Origin of the sequence: Bartonella kosoyi, from assembly GCF_003606325.2 — a bacterium.
Classification (GTDB): domain Bacteria; phylum Pseudomonadota; class Alphaproteobacteria; order Rhizobiales; family Rhizobiaceae; genus Bartonella; species Bartonella kosoyi.
On record NZ_CP031843.2, the window covers coordinates 329073 to 347988 of the forward strand.

An 18916-nucleotide genomic window follows, 5' to 3' on the forward strand; every position below is an offset into this window, starting at 1 on the left:
TTAACCCAAGGAAGCAATTTAGTAACGGTAATGGTTTGGTTTATAAGGTCCTTGCAGTGTGACTCCAATATAAGCAGCTTGTTCTTCTGATAAAACAGTTAATTTTATTCCTAATCGATCAAGATGGAGACGTGCAACTTTTTCATCAAGATGTTTAGGTAAAACAGTAACTTCATTTTTATAGTGTTCTGCACGGGTAAAAAGTTCAATTTGCGCTAAAACTTGATTGGTAAACGAGGCTGACATGACAAAAGAGGGATGCCCTGTGGCATTACCGAGGTTTAACAACCGCCCTTCAGAGAGCAAAATAATGCGTTTTCCATCGGGAAAGGTGATCATATCAACTTGAGGTTTAATATTTGTCCATGGCAAATTTCTAAGGGCTGCGACTTGGATTTCGTTATCAAAATGACCAATATTTCCAAGAATACACATATCCTTGACTTGTCGTATATGATCTAAACGGACAACATCTTTATTGCCTGTTGTTGTGATGATAATATCAGCGCTGGAGGCAGCATCATCCAAATTAACAACTTCATAGCCATCCATGGCCGCTTGAAGCGCGCAAATAGGATCAATTTCTGTTATTTTAACACGAGCCCCAGCACCTGAAAGAGAAGCTGCTGAACCTTTTCCTACATCACCATAACCACAGACAATAGCAGTTTTCCCCGCGATCATCACGTCCGTTCCACGCCGAATACCATCAACCAATGATTCTTTACATCCATATTTATTATCAAACTTTGATTTTGTGACGCTATCATTGACATTAATAGCAGGAAAAGGCAGAAGCCCTTCTTTTTGTAATTGATAAAGACGATTAACACCTGTTGTAGTTTCTTCGCTTACACCTTTAATTGCTGCGCGTTGTCGTGTAAAAAATCCTGGCGTTGTATCCATACGCTTTTGGATTTGTTTGAAAAAAATTTCTTCTTCTTCTGTTTTGGGATGCGAGAGGATATCTTTATTTTGTTCTGCACGACTTCCCATTAAAATATAGTTTGTAGCATCTGCGCCATCATCTAAAATCATATTGGAAGGATGACCATCAGGCCATTGGAAAATGGCATCTATATAAGTCCAATATTCTTCCAATGTTTCACCCTTAACAGCGAATACAGGAATACCTGTTGCGGCGATAGCTGCTGCTGCATGATCTTGCGTAGAAAAAATATTGCTAGAGCTCCACCGTATATCGGCACCAATTGCTTTTAATGTTTCAATTAAAACAGCTGTCTGAATTGTCATGTGCAATGAGCCAGAAATGCGCGCACCCTGCAAAGGTTGACTGGAGAAAAATTCCTTGCGACAAGCCATTAAGCCAGGCATTTCAGTTTCAGCAATATCAAGTTCTTTACGACCATAATCAGCAAGGGCAATATCTTTGACAACAAAATCTTGAGCTGTCATTCTTCATTCCTTTAAAATCAGTTTTTTAAAAGACGGTAGGAGAAATTAAAAAAAAATGCAAGACAAGAAGAAGACTTCTTTATGTGAAAAAGCTCTTTTAAAATCTCTATAAATTTGTGCAACAAACATGCATTTATGGCTCTGATTTACGTCACGTTAAAATTTTTAAAAATCTTCAGAGGGATACCTTTTAAAGAATAAAATGATGCATTGCTTCACAGTTTTTATATCGACTTTTTACGGGATAATCAAAGAGAGAGTATACTCTTATTCTCCTCGCTCGTGCGGTTGTTTAGAAAAGGTACATTACCTCGTTTCATTTCATGATTAAGTTTTTGAGCAAAATAATATAATGCAAAGCTATACGTTGTTGTCTTTATATTTATGAATAGACAATCCAGATTCAGCGCTTTTGGATTCCTATGATACCTCTGCTCTGCATAAAGACAATTTATAAGAAGTGTTTTTTCTGTTTTCAACGATTTTTATCAAAAGACTCTAAATGTGAGAGAAAATATTTTTCGTCGTACTGAATGGAGCATTTAAAAAGCAAAAACTTTCATCCATTGAAAAGTCTGATTTTAAAAGAGCGAACAACAAGCTATGAATTATAAATCAAATAATTAACTCAGTTTTTGGAGAATCTATTTTAGACGGTTAAGTTTTGGGAAAATTGACCATGTGGACGAAACCTCCAGAGATAACTTGGCAAAAATGCAGCCATTGCTCTAGGAGTAATTCCCACACCTTCTAAAGTATGTCCATTTTCAATAGCTTCTTGAGAAACAATGTTATCCATTTGCAAAAAGCGTATCTGATTAGCTGTTACAAGTGTTGGTACAAAAGGCAGTTTACCAATTGTTCCCAAAATTCCTCCAATCAATAGACCGGCAGAAAGAGGCATGGATAGGATTGTTTTTTTACGGTGAATAATTTTGAGTACATTTTCAACAGTATTTTGGAAGGTGATAATCTGGGGACCACCAAGATCATAATTTTTCCCCCAAGAAACCTGTTCATCTAAAGCGCGTGCGATAAATTCGGCAACATCACCAACATACACGGGTTGCAATTTACTTTGTCCTCCTCCAAAAAGAGGCATAATGGGTAAAAAACATGATAAATCTGCTAAGGTATTAAAGAAACAATCCTCTGGTCCAAAGATAACAGATGAACGGATAATAATTGCTTGAGAATGCTTGTTATGAATGATTTGCTCACCCATAAATTTAACACGCGCATAAAGACATGAAGCATTCTCTTTGGCTACAAGTGTTGACATATAGATGAGTGGAATACCAGCTTCTGCTGTTAGTTCAGCAACATTGTAAGTACCATCAATTTGTGTACTTTTAAAATTGGATTGATTGGCTTGTTTTAAACTACCAGGCAAAAACACTGCAGCATCAGCTCCAAGTAATGCGCGTGCAACAGAGGCACGATGCTTGATATCCGTTTTAAGCATTTGGGTCTGTCCTACTTCTCCTATTTGCAGCATGTAATAAGCCTTTTGTGGACAACGAACAGCGATACGAACGCGATATCCTCGTTTCGTCAAAGTTTCGACGACATGACGTCCTACAAAACCAGACCCGCCAAAAACAGTAATAAGTTTAGGATGTTGATAAAGTGCACAATCAAGTTGCATGATTAAAAAGTCTATCTTTCAAAGCTTTAAAAATAGCCAATCTCTAACACGGTGGTGTTTTATTGTCACGCAAAATATCGCCAGCAAGATAAAGGGAACCTCCAATAAGGACAATAGCCTCTTGATATTCTTCCTTAATTTTATGCAAAGCATTTTGTAGGTGCGCTTGGGCGGACGCAAAGATTCCAGCTTTTTGGGCTGATTCAGCTAAATTTATTGGACAGATACTGGCGTTATTATTAATAAGCGGTATCGTATATACTTTATCGACAAGGTTCGCTAAAGGACGAAAATAACCGACAGCATCTTTGGTATTGATCATGCCAGCAATCATAATAATGGGACGATCTGTTTTTTTTCTCCATTGTGTAAGTTCAGCCGCAATAACTTTTCCAGCAGCAGGATTGTGACCACCGTCTAACCATAAATCAAACTTAGGAGATAGTTGATCAACCAAATGTCCCTGGGTGAGATGTTGCATCCGTGCGGGCCAATAAATATTTTTCAAAGCGTCATTTATGGATTGTTCTGAAAGTTGAAAACCTGCTTGACAGACTGCTTCAAGAGAAGCACCAGCATTGGCAACTTGATAGTCTCCAACAAGGTTTGGAAGGGGAAGATCCATGAGACCCTGATTGTTTTGAAAAACCATACGTCCATGTTCTTTATAGCTTTGATAATCTTGATCAAATAGATAATAAGGTGCTTTATTTTTATCGGCAAGGGATATTAAAGTAGCGAGAGTTTCTTCATAATTTTGCTTACCGATTACTACAGGAACATTTGGTTTGATAATCCCCCCTTTTTGGAAAGCGATTTGAGCAATTGTGTTTCCAAGAAAGTTCTCATGATCATAATCAATGGGCATAATAAGCGATACGGCTGGTTTGTTAATGACATTGGTAGCATCAAAACGTCCTCCCAACCCAACTTCTAAAATGACAACATCAGCTGGATGTATACGAAACAGCATAAAGGCGGCGGCTGTAAAAATTTCAAAAATAGTGATTGGTTCTTGACGATTGACTTTTATAATTTCACGGATTGTTTCAGCCAATAGGGTCTCTGTAACAAATTGACCACCTCCTTTTTGTCCTAATCGGCAGCGTTCATTCCAGTTGACGAGATGAGGTGAGCTGTACATATGAACGCAGTAGCCTGCACTTTCTAAAAGAGCACGGCAAATTGCTGAGGCAGATCCTTTGCCATTTGTTCCAGCAATGTGAATAACAGGGCCAAGTTTTAAATGTGGATTACCAAGCTGCTCTAAAAGGCGAACAATACGCCCTAAAGAAAGATCAAATTTTTTCGGATAATTCTGGAGTAAATCATCCACCACCCTTTGTACTTGACTTTTTTGCATAAATTTAAGCTGCTTTTGTTGTAGAAAGCGACATGTCAGGATTTGTAGGGGATGGGTTGGAAGGGTTAACAACAGCAGGATGTTTCATCATTAAGCGTAAAAGACGTGCAATGGTTGTTTTCATTTCTAAACGCGATACAACCATATCGATCATACCATGTTCGAGCAGATATTCACTACTTTGAAAACCTTCTGGTAGAGTTTCGCGTATAGTTTGTTGAATCACACGTGGGCCAGCAAAACCAATCATAGCGCCGGGTTCAGCAATGTGAATATCACCAAGCATGGCGTAAGAAGCCGTAACACCACCAGTGGTTGGATTGGTCAGAACAACAATATAGGGAAGTTTTGCTTCTTTCAGCATTTCAATTGCTACCGTTGTACGGGGCATTTGCATTAATGAGAGTGTTCCTTCTTGCATGCGTGCACCACCAGAAGCAGCAAAAAGAACCAACGGACGCCTTTCAGTAATAGCCGTCTCAAAAGCTGTGATAATAGCTTCTCCTGAAGCCATACCGAGAGATCCACCCATAAAGGCGAAATCTTGAACCGTTGCAATGATCGGTAAGCCTTCAATCGTACCGCGTGCACTTAAAATATTGTCATCAACACCAAGTTTAGAACGATAATCTTTTAACCGGTCAATATAACGTTTTTCATCGCGAAACTTTAAAGGATCTGTTACAACTTTTGGATTTTCAAGAGCTGTATAGACACCATCATCAAAAAAATGCATGAGACGATTCTTGGCACTGATACGCATATGATAGCCAGAATTGGGAGCCACAAATTGATTGGCTTCCAGATCTTTATGGAAGATCATTTCACCACTGGTAGGATCTTTAATCCATAGATTTTCTGGAATTTCACGGCGTCCCAATATAGAGTTAATTTTAGGACGAACATAATTTGTAATCCAGTTCATCTTTATAACCTTCCTTTAAATATTACACATCTTTTGCATGATTTGAAAGAATATAGAACTTAAACGGTTACATTTGCTTTTCCAGCTGAACAAACAAGTCTAGTTAATGTTTTTATCCGCGCACGTATAGCTCTAACTCCATTGTTTTTTTATTTTTAATATTTCCAATGTCATAACAATCATATGCACAAAGAGTATTCCCTATAACAAATTTCTCAGAAGTTTTAAGAACTTACATATTTTTATTCTTCGATTTTGGTATTAAAACTCATCTCTTGCGCTGGTTAATAAACGGCTTATTTTCTTTTAATAAAAATGAATCTCCAATTACTCATTAATATCAACAGTTTTAAAGCAAAGAAACCTTATAATATAAAACCTACAAGGCGATACGCATCCATTAAAGAGAATGGATATGATAGTGTTATGTTAGCGAAACGCTAGCGGCAGAGCAAGATTTTTTTCCAAGAGTCTTTTTAAAGCACGCGCGTTTCACATAAAATAAAGCGCTCAAAAAATATCATTTTTTTATTGTGTATTCATGCGTTGCTATATTTAACAGTCTCACATATTCCAAAAATTCATCTCATGATAGTGCCGATGAAGAGTATATTTCTTCCATGAAAAGCATAAAATTCATATGTTCCCTTATTTTACTGAAATAGAAGGTAATATCATCATACCCTTTGCTAGTTCCAATGTAACAATAATTCTTGCATTGAAAGGGGGCATGAGAGGCATTAAAAGTTCTTTTATCCACACGACCGCCCCCGTTTATGATACCGCCCCCGTTTATGATATTGAGGTTTTTTTACTCATGTCATAAAATGATAAATTATCATTATAAATCAATATACTGATTAAAAAAAGGTAAAGCATAAAATTTTATAGTATGCTTTCTTTGGCTCGCAAGTTTTGTTAAGTTTAAAGTTCAAGGAATATTATTTTTGTGTGATGCGTGCCATGGTTTTTTGGGAAAGCATTTTGTGTAAATGTGTCATAAAAGCGGCCGCAAAAAGTGGTGTAGCTAAATTAAGAATGGGAATTGAAACAAAAACCGCAATCAATAATCCAGCGCCAAAAACTGTTGTATAATGAGTATGTAAAAAAGCGCGCGCATCTTTCTCTGTTCGAAAACGGTAAGCCGCAAACAAGAAATATTCATGACCGAGCAAATAACCATTAATAACATAAAAAGCAATCAAATTAACACCTGGTATGAAGAATAAAATAAAAGCAATTCCATTACCAATAAGGCTTAAAATAACAAATTTAAAGGAGAGGATAAGAGAACGTCCAAATGGCATAGCTTGTCCAATAGGCTCATTTGGATAATCTTCCTTTTCAATGATTTCAGCAGCAGAGTCAATGAAAAAACCACCTATCATAGCTGTGATGGGAGCAATAAAAAAAGCCAACAAAAGAGCCAAACCAAGATTGAAGATGATAAGCATGCTAAATCCCAACCACCCTGCCCAACTCGGGAGACCAGGAAGAAACTGAGAAGCCCAAGGCCAAAAGTAAGACACAAAAAGTTGGTGCACACATAACCATAAAATGACGAGCACACAAAAAGTAACTCCCAATGCTTTTAGTATCATAATGCTATATTGTGAGGTCAGAAGACGTTGTAAAGCACGATAGGCAGCAGTAAAAATCATAGACTAATAAATTAAGGAAAGAAGCAAAAAAAACAAGAAATATATTGAAGATATTGTGTAATTTTTTATTTCTTGAATTACAAGATCTATTTTCAATAACACTAAGGAAATACATCAATATTGTTTTGTAAAAAGAGGATTTTTCACCTTTATATATTATTCAAATCAGGATAAATTCTTCTTATAGAATGGATAAGATAAAAAATAACGAAGGCTTCTTTGTTTAAAATAAAATTTGAATCAATAGAAATTTTGCTTTTAAAAAAAACGAGAAGAATTTAAGAAGCAGCTGTTTTAGAAGAACTTTTAAATATTTTTGTACAAAGTTTAGCTGATTGCGTTTACATGATATATCTAAAAAAATTAAGGTGGTAAGAGATATTGAGGAGGAGTTTTTTACTTCCATTCATCCAATATAGCAGCCTAATTTAATTTATAGCCTTATTTGTTTTGTACGATCCCTAATATTACTTTTCGATCACTTGGCTTGGTACTCCTCGACTTACGCTTCTAGTCAAAACAATATCGAGGTTAATAGAATAAGGGCAAAATTTATGTATTAGTTATAGAAATATTCTGATTTTAGGCAACAGCGTGACTCATGTGATATCGCAATAGGAAAAGAAAGGAACTTTAAACGATTAACACTACATATTTCATAATAGGCAGTTTTTTGAGAAAAAACAAAGAAAGGGAGATGTCACACATGATTAAAAATGATGATATTTTGAATTTTAAGAGCTATAAGCGCAATAAAGTAAGTGTTCATTGAAGCATTTTTCATACAAATGGTGCTACTGGAGAAAATAATTTTTAGATAATAATACCATTCATTTATGAAGAGAATTTATCATCTTCAATTTGAATGAGAAGCCCAAACATAGAGATATTTTCTCAAGTCTTCATCAAAAAAATCATTTATTTGCACATCATGAATAGGACTAATGTAGGGATAACAACATTTAAGAAAGAAAATGTTTTTTGATAAATTTTCCCCAATGCAAGAGCTTTTGTAAAATTGAAGAGTGGCAAATAATGGTTTCAGCTTGTTTTTTTATAGGCTTGAAAAACAGTGGTGCAAAGATTCTATTCTTTATGAAGGCTAGGGTAAGAAAGGATTTTTTAAAGAAATATCTCTCAACCCTCGTCACACCCATTTCGCAACAGCGCCTGTGAATTATATAAGGATAAGGCTCCCAAGAAGACTATAAAACTTATGAGGGAACCACTCTCTTTATACTTAACAAAAGAGCATGCTAGCACTATCATACAACTTACCCTCAATATTGCGACAAGTCTTGGCTTTTGAAACAGTTCATTATAGGTTTTTTAGTCCTTTCTTAAACACTTTATATTCGTGCGGCTATCTTTGCTAACGTGCAAAAAAGGCTGTGATTGATTCAATATACATGGATTTGAAATGAGAAAATCTTACGATATTCGGGTTTCTCATTCAAGTTTAATAACGCTAAATTATCATTATAAATTAGTATGTTATATAATCTAGTCGAGATAGATAGACATCTTCATGGATTCAAAAGTTCAGTTCTTATTTTATGAGATGTTTTAATAAGGTATTTGAAGAGTTATTCTTTGAAATGGTGTGTTTTTTCCTTATGAGGCTTAGGTGTTTGGGGGGTAAAAAATGATACGATGATGTTTGCTAATTTTTGCGCTACGTGTTGTTTACGCATAGGGGGCCATTGTTCAACTTTTTCTTTACTCACAAGATAAACTTGATTTGTATCAGCTCCCATGACACTTGTGCCATCAGAGTGAAAAGAAACATCATTAGCAAGAATGAAATCAGCCCCTTTTTCGATGCATTTTTTTTGCGCATTGGCAATGATATCACAAGTTTCAGCAGCAAAACCAATGACCAAGGAGGGGCGGTTTGAAGCATGTCCAATTGTTGCTAAAATGTCAGGATTTTCGACCATATGGAGGGATGGTGGTGTTTTGTGAGCATTCTTTTTAATTTTGTGTAAAGATTGCGTTTGACTGCGCCAGTCACAAACTGCGGCAACAAAGATGGCACCATCAGCAGGCAATGATTCTTGAACGGCTTGTAACATCTGTTGTGCTGTTTCAACATGAATAGTTTTTACTTCTTGTGGGTCTGCAAGATTAACAGGTCCACAAATAAGTGTTACTTTTGCTCCCAAATGCGCAAGAGCAGTTGCAATGGCGTGGCCTTGTTTACCTGAAGACCGATTAGCAAGATAACGCACCGGATCAATTGGTTCATGGGTAGGGCCAGAGGTAACGATGAAATGGCGGCCAGAGAGAGGTTTTTCACGCACATCCAAAAGAGCTTCTATGGCAGCGACAATGGTTAAGGGTTCACTCATGCGCCCATAGCCTGTTTCGTCACGTTCAGCCATATTTCCGATTTCTGGCCCGATAATATGAACGCCATCTGCGCGCAATTGTGCAACATTACGAACAGTGGCGGGATGCGCCCACATAGCTGGATTCATAGCAGGCGCAATTAAAAGTGGACAGCGTGCTGCTAAAAGGACGCAATCGGCTAGATCATCTCCTATGCCATGGGCTATTTTTGCTATGCGATTGGCTGTAGCAGGGGCTAAAATAATGAGGTCAGCTTCCCGTGCTAGTCGGATATGTCCGATATCATGTTCTTCTTCGCGTGAAAATAAATCAGTATATACAGTACGACCGTTGAGAGCTTCAGCGGCTAAAGGCGTAATAAATTTTTGCGCTGCTTTTGTCATAATGATGTTTAAGTGTGCTCCACGTTCTTTTAAACGACGAATGAGATCAAGCGCTTTATAGGCCGCAATACTTCCACCAATAATAAGAAGGAGTGATTTTGATTTCAATGATTGCACTTCAACGGCGCTTACATGAGAGGGGTGTGTGGTGAAAGTGGTGGGATTACTTAAAAGACGGCGCACTTCTTCTTCCATAGAAATGCTATTTTGCGCGGCACGTACGCGCAAGGCTTCTTTAATTTCAGGAGAGAGATTACGAATAGTAATACTGGCCATAAAATACCTCCAACAAACAAAATGATTGCAATGATTTCATTATTGGTATTTTTAGCATATTAAGGAGATTAGAAAAGATGAAAAAAGTAAAAAGTGAAAAAAACGCAACAAAGTGCAATGATAAACAGGCTATAACGACCATAACGGTTTTTACGACTTTGTTCAGTGGCAAGTTGTTTTAGGGTAGCAGGAGAAAGATTAAAACCTGTTGTCCTTATTTGATTGAAATCTTCTTCTATACGTTGGAAATTTTGTAGCAATTGTGGTGTTTTGCGTGCCAGCGAAAGGAGAGCTTGCGCTCCTTCACTAAAATCTTTTGCAACGCCTACGGGTCCTAAATTTTTACTAATCCATTCTCTGACAACGGGTTCAGAAGCTTTCCACATGTTAAAACCAGGGTCTAATGTGCGAGCAACACCTTCTACGACAACCATTGTTTTTTGCAGTAAGAGAAGTTCGGGTCGCGTTTGCATGTCAAACAATTCAGTGACTTCAAACAATAATGTGAGCAACTTAGCCATAGAAATGCTTTGTGCTGATTGTCCGTGAATGGGTTCTCCAATCGCACGATTAGCTTGTGCAAAGCTTTCAATATTATGGTGTGAAGGGACATAGCCTGCTTCAAAGTGGGCACGGGCTACCCGATGGTAATCGCGCGTAATAAAGCCATAAAGAATTTCAGCCAGGAAATGCTTTTCTTTTTTGCCAAGCCTTCCTGTAATGCCTAGATCAACAGCAACAATACATCCATTTGAGTCTACAAATAAATTACCAGGATGCATATCGGCATGAAAAAAACCGTCACGCAATGTGTGGCGTAGAAAAGATTGAATAAGCGTGATAGCAAGTGCCTGTAGATCAAAACCAGCTTCTTTAAGTTTGGAAACTTCAGATATTCTTATACCATCAATCCATTCCATGGTGAGCACATTCCGCCCTGTCCGTTCCCAATCAATACGAGGAACCCGAAAACCTGTATCCTGTTGAATATTTTCAGCCATTTCAGATATAGCTGCTGCTTCTAAGCGTAAATCCATTTCAAGGCGTGTTGTTTGTGCTAAAGTATCGACCACACGAACAGGACGTAGCCTTCGAGAGGCAGGGATATAACGTTCTTGTAAACGCGCAATGAGATAGAAACCTCTAAGATCTTTAGAAAAACGTGCCCTGATATTAGGGCGAATGACTTTTACGGCACATTTTTTCTTATGACCAGTTTCATCAATATATTCAGCAGGATGAACCTGAGCAATAGAAGCAGCGGCAATGGGGGGATAAAAGTTAACGAATAAATCATCAATAGAGCGACCAAGAGAATTTTCAATTTGAGCAATAGCGGCGGTGCAAGAAAATGTTTGGACACGATCTTGTAGTTGTGACAAATCGTCTGCAACATTCCGTCCGACAATATCAGGTCTTGTGGCAAGAAATTGACCAAGTTTTATGTAAGAGGGTCCAAGCTTATTGATGGCATACGAAATATTTTCAGATCGCTGTTTCTTTTTCGTTTTGCGTCGTGCTAATGCACGCGCTATACGATAACATAATGCTGGAAATCCTTGAAGATCATCGTGAGGCAGAGCACTTAAAACACCTTCACGTGTTAAAATCCATCCTGCACGCATCAATTGAAAGTAAGGAGAAATTTGCACCATTTTTAAATTTTCCAACCTGAATGCAGTGCTGCAATCGCACCGGTGAGATTGCGGTATGATACGCGTGAAAATCCTGCTTGCTTGATCATATGGGCAAAATCATCTTGTTTAGGAAATTTGCGAATAGATTCAACCAAATAACGATAAGCATCGCCATCATTTGCAATAAATTGACCCAGCTTAGGGATAGCATGGAAAGACCAAAGATCATAAATTTTATCGAGCCAAGGCATCTCGACATTTGAAAATTCTAAACATAAGAAACGCCCACCAGGCTTTAAAACACGAAAAGCTTCTCTAAGGGCTTGATCAATATGAGGAACATTGCGAATTCCAAAAGCAATGGTGTAAGCATCAAAGCTTTGGTCTTCAAAGGGCAAATGTTCTGCATTGGCTTCAACAAAATCAACCAGAGGGGCAAGACCATTTTTTTGTGCGCGTTGTTTGCCAACGCTGAGCATAGAGCCATTAATATCAAGCACCGTAGCATGGGCTTTTTGACGTGAAGCTTTAAGGATGCGAAAAGCAATATCACCGGTACCACCGGCAACATCAAGAACTTTCCAATGAGAAAGCGCTGGTGGAGAAAGCCATGCAACCATAGAATTTTTCCACACACGGTGTAGCCCTAAGGATAAGATATCATTCATCTTGTCATAATTTTCAGCAACAGAATGAAATACACCATCCACCATGGATTGTTTTTGTGTTTCATCAACTCTTGTAAAACCAAAGGAGTGCTCCATACCCCCTTTGGCTCCTACACGTTCTGTTTCAGTTGCCATGTATATGACCTTCTTCCTTATTTTCTCTTATCGTAAATGAAATAGAGAGGTAATGTTCAAATACGAAAAAACAACGCATAAAACTGCGACGTTTATACAGCCAAAAACAGAAGAGTACCTTTAGATATCAAGATTGGCAACGCTTAAAGCATTGTCTTGAATAAAAATACGTCTAGGTTCAACTTCATCACCCATAAGACGAGAAAAGAGTGAATCTGCATCAGTTGCATCATTAATTTTTACTTGTAAAAGAGAACGCGCATTGGGATCAAGTGTTGTTTCCCAAAGTTGTTCAGCATTCATTTCTCCAAGACCTTTATAACGTTGAAGAGTAATACCCTTTTTACCGTTTGTAAAAATGCTCTCTAAGAGGCTCATAGGTCCAAAAATACGCTCTGTTTTATCTTTACGGCGTAAAAGAAGAGGAGGATGATACAGGTCGCTAAAATTTTGGGAAATGCGATCAATCTGACGTGCGTCTGCTGAGTTTATAAGTCCTGCATCAAGTGTGATAACATCTTTAACACCACGCAAAATACGCTCAAAACATAAACTACCATCTTCTATATATTGTCCACTCCAACCCTGTTCCATATCATCAGCAATCAGATTAAGGCGGTGTGCGACAGCCTCTGCTATTTTTTGCGCTTTTTCTTGAGTTGCAAAGGCTTCAGGGTTAAAAGCGCCAACAATGGCTGCTTGCTCAACAACATTACGGTCATAACGGGTATGAAGACCATTTAAAAGTTGACGGAATACACGAGCATCTTTAGCGAGTTGATATAAATCAGCTCCTGCACGAACTTCTCCCGTTGAAAGCTCGAGGGTTGTTTCTTCTAGCCCCGTATCGATTAAGAATTCTTCAAAGGCTGCTTCATTTTTAATATATTGAGAAGATTTTCCACGCGATACTTTATAAAGTGGTGGTTGCGCAATATAAAGATGTCCACGTTCAATCAATTCGGGCATTTGTCTAAAAAAGAAAGTGAGCAGCAGAGTGCGGATATGGGCTCCATCAACATCCGCATCTGTCATGATAATAATCTTATGATATCGTAATTTATCGGGTGAAAATTCATCTTTACCAATAGACGTTCCAAGAGCTGTAATCAGTGTTCCGATCATATCAGATGAGAGCATACGGTCGAAGCGTGCTCGTTCAACATTGAGGATTTTACCGCGAAGCGGTAAAATTGCTTGATTTTGACGTGAGCGCCCACTTTTTGCTGAACCACCTGCCGAATCTCCCTCAACAATAAAAATTTCTGATTTTGCAGGATCACGCTCTTGGCAATCGGCAAGTTTTCCTGGCAGAGAAGTGATATCAAGCGCTCCTTTGCGCCTTGTGAGTTCACGTGCTTTGCGTGCGGCTTCACGTGCTGTTGCAGCTTCCACCACTTTACTAATGAGAAGCTTTGCTTCATTAGGATGTTCTTCCAGCCATGTCGAAAGCCCTTCATTGACTAAATTTTCAACAATAGGGCGCACTTCAGAAGAAACCAATTTATCTTTTGTTTGTGAAGAAAATTTAGGATCAGGAACTTTGACAGAAAGAATAGCTGTTAATCCTTCGCGGCAATCATCACCGGTTAAATTTACTTTTTCTTTTTTGGCAATCCCTGAAGATTCGGCATAACCATTAATTTGGCGTGTAAGAGCACTTCTAAAACCGATTAAATGCGTTCCACCATCACGCTGAGGAATATTATTGGTAAAACATAACACTTTTTCATGGTAAGAATCATTCCACCATAGAGCAACATCAACGCTCATACCATCTTTTTCACTTGCAATGTAAATAGGCGTATCTAAGAGCGCTTTTTTTGATTGATCAATATATTTGACAAATTCTATCAATCCGCCTTCATAATGCAACTCAACGGTTTTAATGTCAGCATGACGCTCGTCAACAAGAAGAATATGAACCCCAGAATTTAAAAAGGCCAATTCCCGTAAACGGCGCTCTAAAGTTTCAAAATCAAACTCAACCATAGTAAAAGTTTCAGAGCTTGGTAAAAATCTAATTTCTGTTCCACTTTCTTGATTACAATCGCCAACAACTTTTAATGGAGCATCAGCCACCCCATGGGTAAATGATATTTCATGAATTTTACCATTTCGTCTGATTTGTAATTTAAGCCAAACAGAAAGTGCATTCACAACAGAGACACCAACACCGTGCAATCCACCCGAAACTTTATAAGAGTTTTGATCAAATTTTCCACCGGCATGAAGCTGCGTCATGATAACTTCAGCGGCAGAAATACCTTCTGTTGGGTGGATATCTGTTGGAATTCCACGTCCATTATCACGAACGGAACAAGAACCATCAGCATGGAGTGTGACGTTTACAAGAGTTGCATGACCAGCTAGAGCTTCATCGATAGCATTGTCTACAACTTCATAGACCATATGATGTAACCCTGATCCATCATCCGTATCACCGATATACATACCAGGACGCTTGCGTACAGCATCAAGACCTTTGAGAACTTTAATAGAAGCGGCGCCATAGTCATCGCCTTTTGTCGGTGAGGTACTTTGTGTAGGTGAGGTTATTTCATCACTCATAAGTTGGTCCATTCCTGTATTCAATTTACAATATTCTATCTGCTTTTTTAAAGCTCAATGTTCTGATCAGTTATTTATGGAATAACCACATTAAACATTTACCGTATATCAGCTCTAGATTCAATATCTGTCACTATATAATGGAGAGAATGATGAAATGATATGACACTATTATACAGTAAAACACCGTCATTTAGGGCGATAATATAAGACAAGTAAGTACCTCTTTGATATATTTAAAGTATTTTTACAATGCGTGGTGAATATTTAAAGCAGTGCTTATATCCATATAGCTTTTAGTTAAGTGAATCACATAAATGGGAAGACAAAAGAAATTAAAAGCGTAATTTATCGAGACAAACCGACTGTTTATAATCCAACGTTGATATGAATCCTTTTCCTTTAAGATTTGGGGAAAAAATCAATTAAGCTTTACGTAAATTTTAAAATCTATGTGAAGAGTAATATTGTTGTTTATTTTTGCATATGCTTAATATTTCAAGATGAGTTGTGCATCTTTATGCTACGCTAATGAGGATTTTACATTCTTACCGATAAATCAATTTTCACTTCTAATGAAGTTAATACTACGTGTTCTCTAAGTTTCTCAACTTTTTGTATGTTAAATTGAGGTGAGAATATTGTGTGTATTTGTTTGTGTGATTCCCATCATGGCGATTACATCTCTCATTCAAAATAAAACGCCATTGTGTTGCTTATTCACACACTTCTTTTAAGAAGCATCTCTCAATGTTTCCAGATTTATGTTACGACGATATTTGAAGAGTATAACATCAAATACCTTGTGAATGCTATAAGGTTCATTTCGCTCAAATTGCTTTTTATATACTTGTTTGAGAAAAATTGAGGTCATTTGAGATAAAAAGTTGAAGCATTTTCAATGTATTTTAAAAAAATATATGAAAATTGTTAAAATTTTTAACAGTTTAGAAAAGTGCAAGAATTTTATTGATTAAGCGGAAGATATTTTTGTGAAGTGCGTTAGATAATAGCTAAGTAGAGTTTTGTCTTAGCTTTGAAAAATGGGGGAGAGATTTTGAAAATAGGAAAACTTATACATGTAAAATATCTTCAATGGTGTTTACGGTATCTTTTACTCCATAACTTATACACTATTTTTATTCGTATTTTATTTATAGCAGGGGGATTTCTATTTTTCTCTTACGCAGAAGCTGAAATAGCTGAAAGGTTGCCTTCTTTTTTTGATTCGCATGAACATTGGGTCCAACCTGATACAACGGATATTATTCGTTTGCGTTTTGTAACAACTTTTGATTTTCCCCCCTTTAATTTTCTTGATCAAACGGGGCATATTGCAGGTTATCATATTGATTTATTGCGCGCTATTTGTTCAAAATTAAAATTAGAAAAATTTTGTGAAGTAGAGGTGGTTCCTTGGAAAGAGCTTGTGGAGCATGTCAAAAATGGTGGTGCAGAAGTCATTATTGCGGGTTTAAAGGAAACAAGTCAAACCCAGCGAGATCTTGTCTTTACAAAGCCATATTTGCGCTTTCCAGCGCGATTTTTTGCTTCTCGAAAGTTAAATCTCGATGAACCGATAAGCAATCAATTAGTCCATTTAACCAGTGGTGTTTTGTCTAAAAGTGTTCACGAACAGCTTTTTCATGATTATTTTCCTAAAGCCCAATGGAAAGGATTTAAAGAGAGAGAAGAGCTCTATAAAGCCTTACAGGAGCATAAAATTGACCTTATTTTTGATGATGGATTTGCTTTATCGTTATGGGTCAAAAGTCAAAAATCTGTTGATTGCTGCCATTTTGTTGGAGGAGTATATATGGCACCACAGTTATTAGGGCAAGGAATGCAGCTTGCTGTGGCAAAAAAGAACGAAAAATTGATTGATATCCTCAATTATGCACTAAAATCACTGGAAGAGGATGGTAAACTTACAGAGCTTTATTTGCGTTATTTTCCAATAAGTTTTTACTGATGAATAGTTTTTTAGTTAAGAGCTGTTAATCTTTCCGTACCGAGTCGATAAGAGATAGCTTCTGCGAGGTGATGGCGTGAAAGATTATCGGCTTCATCAAGATCAGCAATCGTACGCGCAACTTTGAGAATGCGGTGATAAGCACGTGCAGAAAGGTGCATTTTTTCACTCACATCTCGTAAGAGTATGGCGGCATTTTTATCCGGAATGGCAATTTGTTCTATGATTTTAGCAGGGCAATCGCCATTGGTTCGGATATGGTCAAACCCTAGTGTTGCAAAACGTTTGGCTTGAATGGTACGGCACCGTGCGACGCGTTTGGCAACATCGCAGCTTTTTTCTGATTGCTCTGGTTGCATAAGGTCCATTGCTGTTAAAGCAGGAACATCAATCCGTAAATCAATTCGATCGAGCAGCGGACCAGAAATACGGGATTGATAATCGATTTGACAGCGTATTCCTTTAGCACAAACATAGCCTTTTTCACCTGCCATACCGCATCGGCAAGGATTCATTGCGGCAATGAGTTGGAAGCGAGCAGGATAGCTGATATGGTGATTAGCGCGGGCTATAACCGATTCTCCACTTTCTAAAGGTTGACGAAGAGAATCAAGAACTTGCGGAGAAAATTCAGGCAATTCATCAAGAAATAACACACCATTATGGGCAAGAGAGACTTCTCCCGGTCGTCCTTTAAGTCCCCCACCAATCATTGCTGCCATAGAAGCAGAATGATGTGGAGCACGAAAGGGACAATGAAGTGAAATGGTATTATGAACTGTTTCTCCTGTAATAGAAGCAATCAGAGAAACATCTAAAAGTTCACGACTATCAAGAGGGGGTAAAATAGAAGGTAAGCGTTGCGCCAACATAGATTTTCCAGCTCCAGGAGGGCCGACAAACAAAAGGTTATGGCGCCCAGCAGCACAAACTTCTAGGGCACGTTTAGCTGTTTTTTGTCCTTTGATTTCGCAAAGATCTGGAAGTTCAGTTTCAATAGTATATTGGCGCGGTTGTGGACGTTTTTGAATTTGGGTTCCTTTAAAATGATTGACGATAGTGAGAAGGGTCTCTGGGGCAAGAATATTCATTTCTGCATTTGCCCATGCTGCTTCAGGTCCACATTGAAAGGGACAAATCAGTCCTTTATCGAGAGACACTGCTGTCATAGCAGCTGGTAAAACGCCATGAACAGTGGTTAGGGAACCATCCAGTGACAATTCGCCTAAAATAACATAGTCTTGCGCTACTTCGGGAGGGAGAATTCCCATAGCAAGCATTAAGCCTACGGCGATTGGCAAATCATAATGCGATCCCTCTTTAGGCAAATCAGCTGGTGCAAGATTAATCGTAATTCGTTTGGTTGGCATAGAAAGCCCACAAGCATGGAGGGCTGCTTGTACACGTTCACGGCTTTCTGCAACTGCTTTATCGGCTAATCCAACAATAGCCATTCCTATTTTACCGGGCGAAATCATAACCTGTACATCGACAGGGACTGCTTCTAGACCGCGAAAAGCAACAGTTGTAATCCGTGCAATCATTTATCTCCCCCCTTTAGACTTGGGAGAGACAATCATATCTACGCATAAAAATCAAGAAGCATCTCTATGGTTTTTTTTATGAAAAGATCTATATACGTACGCAGGTTTTTGTAGCGTTCTCATGGCAAGTTATTTGTACAAATTTAACCATGATAATATGGAGCGCAATAAAACATTTATAATAAGCTAAATGAATATGTTAAGAAAAAGGAATAAGGCTGTTTGTGTGATACAACAGGGTAAAATTTTGTGAAGATATGAGGGGAGGGGGGACGTTATGTATCGCAGAGTGTTATTTGATGTGATAAAACGTATAAAGTATGCAAAGTGGTTATACTTACCGTTCTTATTTTATATTATTTAAA

The 18916-nt window shown here is 37.8% G+C and carries 11 protein-coding genes; 1 reads left to right on the forward strand and 10 read right to left on the reverse strand.

Annotated elements, in window-relative coordinates; genetic code table 11:
* Positions 1 to 18: 18 nt before the first annotated feature.
* The 9 genes from ahcY to gyrB all read right to left on the reverse strand — a co-directional run bounded on the left by ahcY (position 19) and on the right by gyrB (position 15035).
* Positions 19 to 1416, reverse strand: a complete 1398-nt coding sequence (gene ahcY / locus D1093_RS01500; protein ID WP_120100194.1) for an adenosylhomocysteinase — start codon at positions 1414 to 1416, stop codon at positions 19 to 21.
* 649 nt (positions 1417 to 2065) lie between these two features.
* Entirely contained in the window at positions 2066 to 3064 is a 999-nt protein-coding gene (locus tag D1093_RS01505; RefSeq protein ID WP_120100196.1) for a complex I NDUFA9 subunit family protein, read from the reverse strand.
* 43 nt (positions 3065 to 3107) lie between these two features.
* On the reverse strand, positions 3108 to 4427 hold the full coding sequence (locus D1093_RS01510; protein WP_120100198.1) for a bifunctional folylpolyglutamate synthase/dihydrofolate synthase: 1320 nt from the start codon (positions 4425 to 4427) through the stop codon (positions 3108 to 3110).
* Positions 4428 to 4431: 4 nt separating this feature from the next.
* Positions 4432 to 5352, reverse strand: coding sequence for an acetyl-CoA carboxylase, carboxyltransferase subunit beta (gene accD / locus D1093_RS01515; RefSeq protein ID WP_120100199.1), 921 nt, complete (start codon positions 5350 to 5352; stop codon positions 4432 to 4434).
* A gap of 941 nt (positions 5353 to 6293) precedes the next feature.
* Positions 6294 to 7013 (reverse strand): sulfate transporter family protein, encoded by a 720-nt coding sequence (locus D1093_RS01520; RefSeq protein WP_120100203.1) that lies wholly within the window; start codon positions 7011 to 7013, stop codon positions 6294 to 6296.
* Positions 7014 to 8599: 1586 nt separating this feature from the next.
* On the reverse strand, positions 8600 to 10024 hold the full coding sequence (coaBC, locus tag D1093_RS01525) for a bifunctional phosphopantothenoylcysteine decarboxylase/phosphopantothenate--cysteine ligase CoaBC (protein ID WP_120100207.1): 1425 nt from the start codon (positions 10022 to 10024) through the stop codon (positions 8600 to 8602).
* A gap of 68 nt (positions 10025 to 10092) precedes the next feature.
* Positions 10093 to 11679: a 2-polyprenylphenol 6-hydroxylase gene (gene ubiB / locus D1093_RS01530; RefSeq protein WP_120100209.1), complete on the reverse strand. Its 1587-nt coding sequence runs from the start codon at positions 11677 to 11679 to the stop codon at positions 10093 to 10095.
* 2 nt (positions 11680 to 11681) lie between these two features.
* Positions 11682 to 12464 carry a bifunctional demethylmenaquinone methyltransferase/2-methoxy-6-polyprenyl-1,4-benzoquinol methylase UbiE gene (ubiE, locus tag D1093_RS01535; protein ID WP_120100211.1) on the reverse strand — a complete coding sequence of 261 codons (783 nt, stop codon included), beginning with the start codon at positions 12462 to 12464 and terminating at the stop codon, positions 11682 to 11684.
* A gap of 120 nt (positions 12465 to 12584) precedes the next feature.
* Positions 12585 to 15035 carry a DNA topoisomerase (ATP-hydrolyzing) subunit B gene (gyrB, locus tag D1093_RS01540; protein WP_120100212.1) on the reverse strand — a complete coding sequence of 817 codons (2451 nt, stop codon included), beginning with the start codon at positions 15033 to 15035 and terminating at the stop codon, positions 12585 to 12587.
* 1057 nt (positions 15036 to 16092) lie between these two features.
* Here gyrB and D1093_RS01545 point away from each other — a divergent pair.
* A complete protein-coding gene (locus tag D1093_RS01545; RefSeq protein ID WP_120102276.1) occupies positions 16093 to 17007 on the forward strand; it encodes an ABC transporter substrate-binding protein in 915 nt (304 codons plus the stop codon).
* A gap of 11 nt (positions 17008 to 17018) precedes the next feature.
* Here the strand turns inward: D1093_RS01545 and D1093_RS01550 are convergent, their stop codons facing one another.
* Positions 17019 to 18551 carry a YifB family Mg chelatase-like AAA ATPase gene (locus D1093_RS01550; RefSeq protein ID WP_120100214.1) on the reverse strand — a complete coding sequence of 511 codons (1533 nt, stop codon included), beginning with the start codon at positions 18549 to 18551 and terminating at the stop codon, positions 17019 to 17021.
* Positions 18552 to 18916: the final 365 nt, after the last annotated feature.

What these genes read in the sequence shown, in the direction of transcription:
- ahcY (WP_120100194.1), bottom strand. Translation starts at nt 1,416, where the DNA reads ATGACAGCTCAAGATTTTGTTGTCAAAGATATTGCCCTTGCTGATTAT.
- D1093_RS01505 (WP_120100196.1), bottom strand. Translation starts at nt 3,064, where the DNA reads ATGCAACTTGATTGTGCACTTTATCAACATCCTAAACTTATTACTGTT.
- D1093_RS01510 (WP_120100198.1), bottom strand. Translation starts at nt 4,427, where the DNA reads ATGCAAAAAAGTCAAGTACAAAGGGTGGTGGATGATTTACTCCAGAAT.
- accD (WP_120100199.1), bottom strand. Translation starts at nt 5,352, where the DNA reads ATGAACTGGATTACAAATTATGTTCGTCCTAAAATTAACTCTATATTG.
- D1093_RS01520 (WP_120100203.1), bottom strand. Translation starts at nt 7,013, where the DNA reads ATGATTTTTACTGCTGCCTATCGTGCTTTACAACGTCTTCTGACCTCA.
- coaBC (WP_120100207.1), bottom strand. Translation starts at nt 10,024, where the DNA reads ATGGCCAGTATTACTATTCGTAATCTCTCTCCTGAAATTAAAGAAGCC.
- ubiB (WP_120100209.1), bottom strand. Translation starts at nt 11,679, where the DNA reads ATGGTGCAAATTTCTCCTTACTTTCAATTGATGCGTGCAGGATGGATT.
- ubiE (WP_120100211.1), bottom strand. Translation starts at nt 12,464, where the DNA reads ATGGCAACTGAAACAGAACGTGTAGGAGCCAAAGGGGGTATGGAGCAC.
- gyrB (WP_120100212.1), bottom strand. Translation starts at nt 15,035, where the DNA reads ATGAGTGATGAAATAACCTCACCTACACAAAGTACCTCACCGACAAAA.
- D1093_RS01550 (WP_120100214.1), bottom strand. Translation starts at nt 18,551, where the DNA reads ATGATTGCACGGATTACAACTGTTGCTTTTCGCGGTCTAGAAGCAGTC.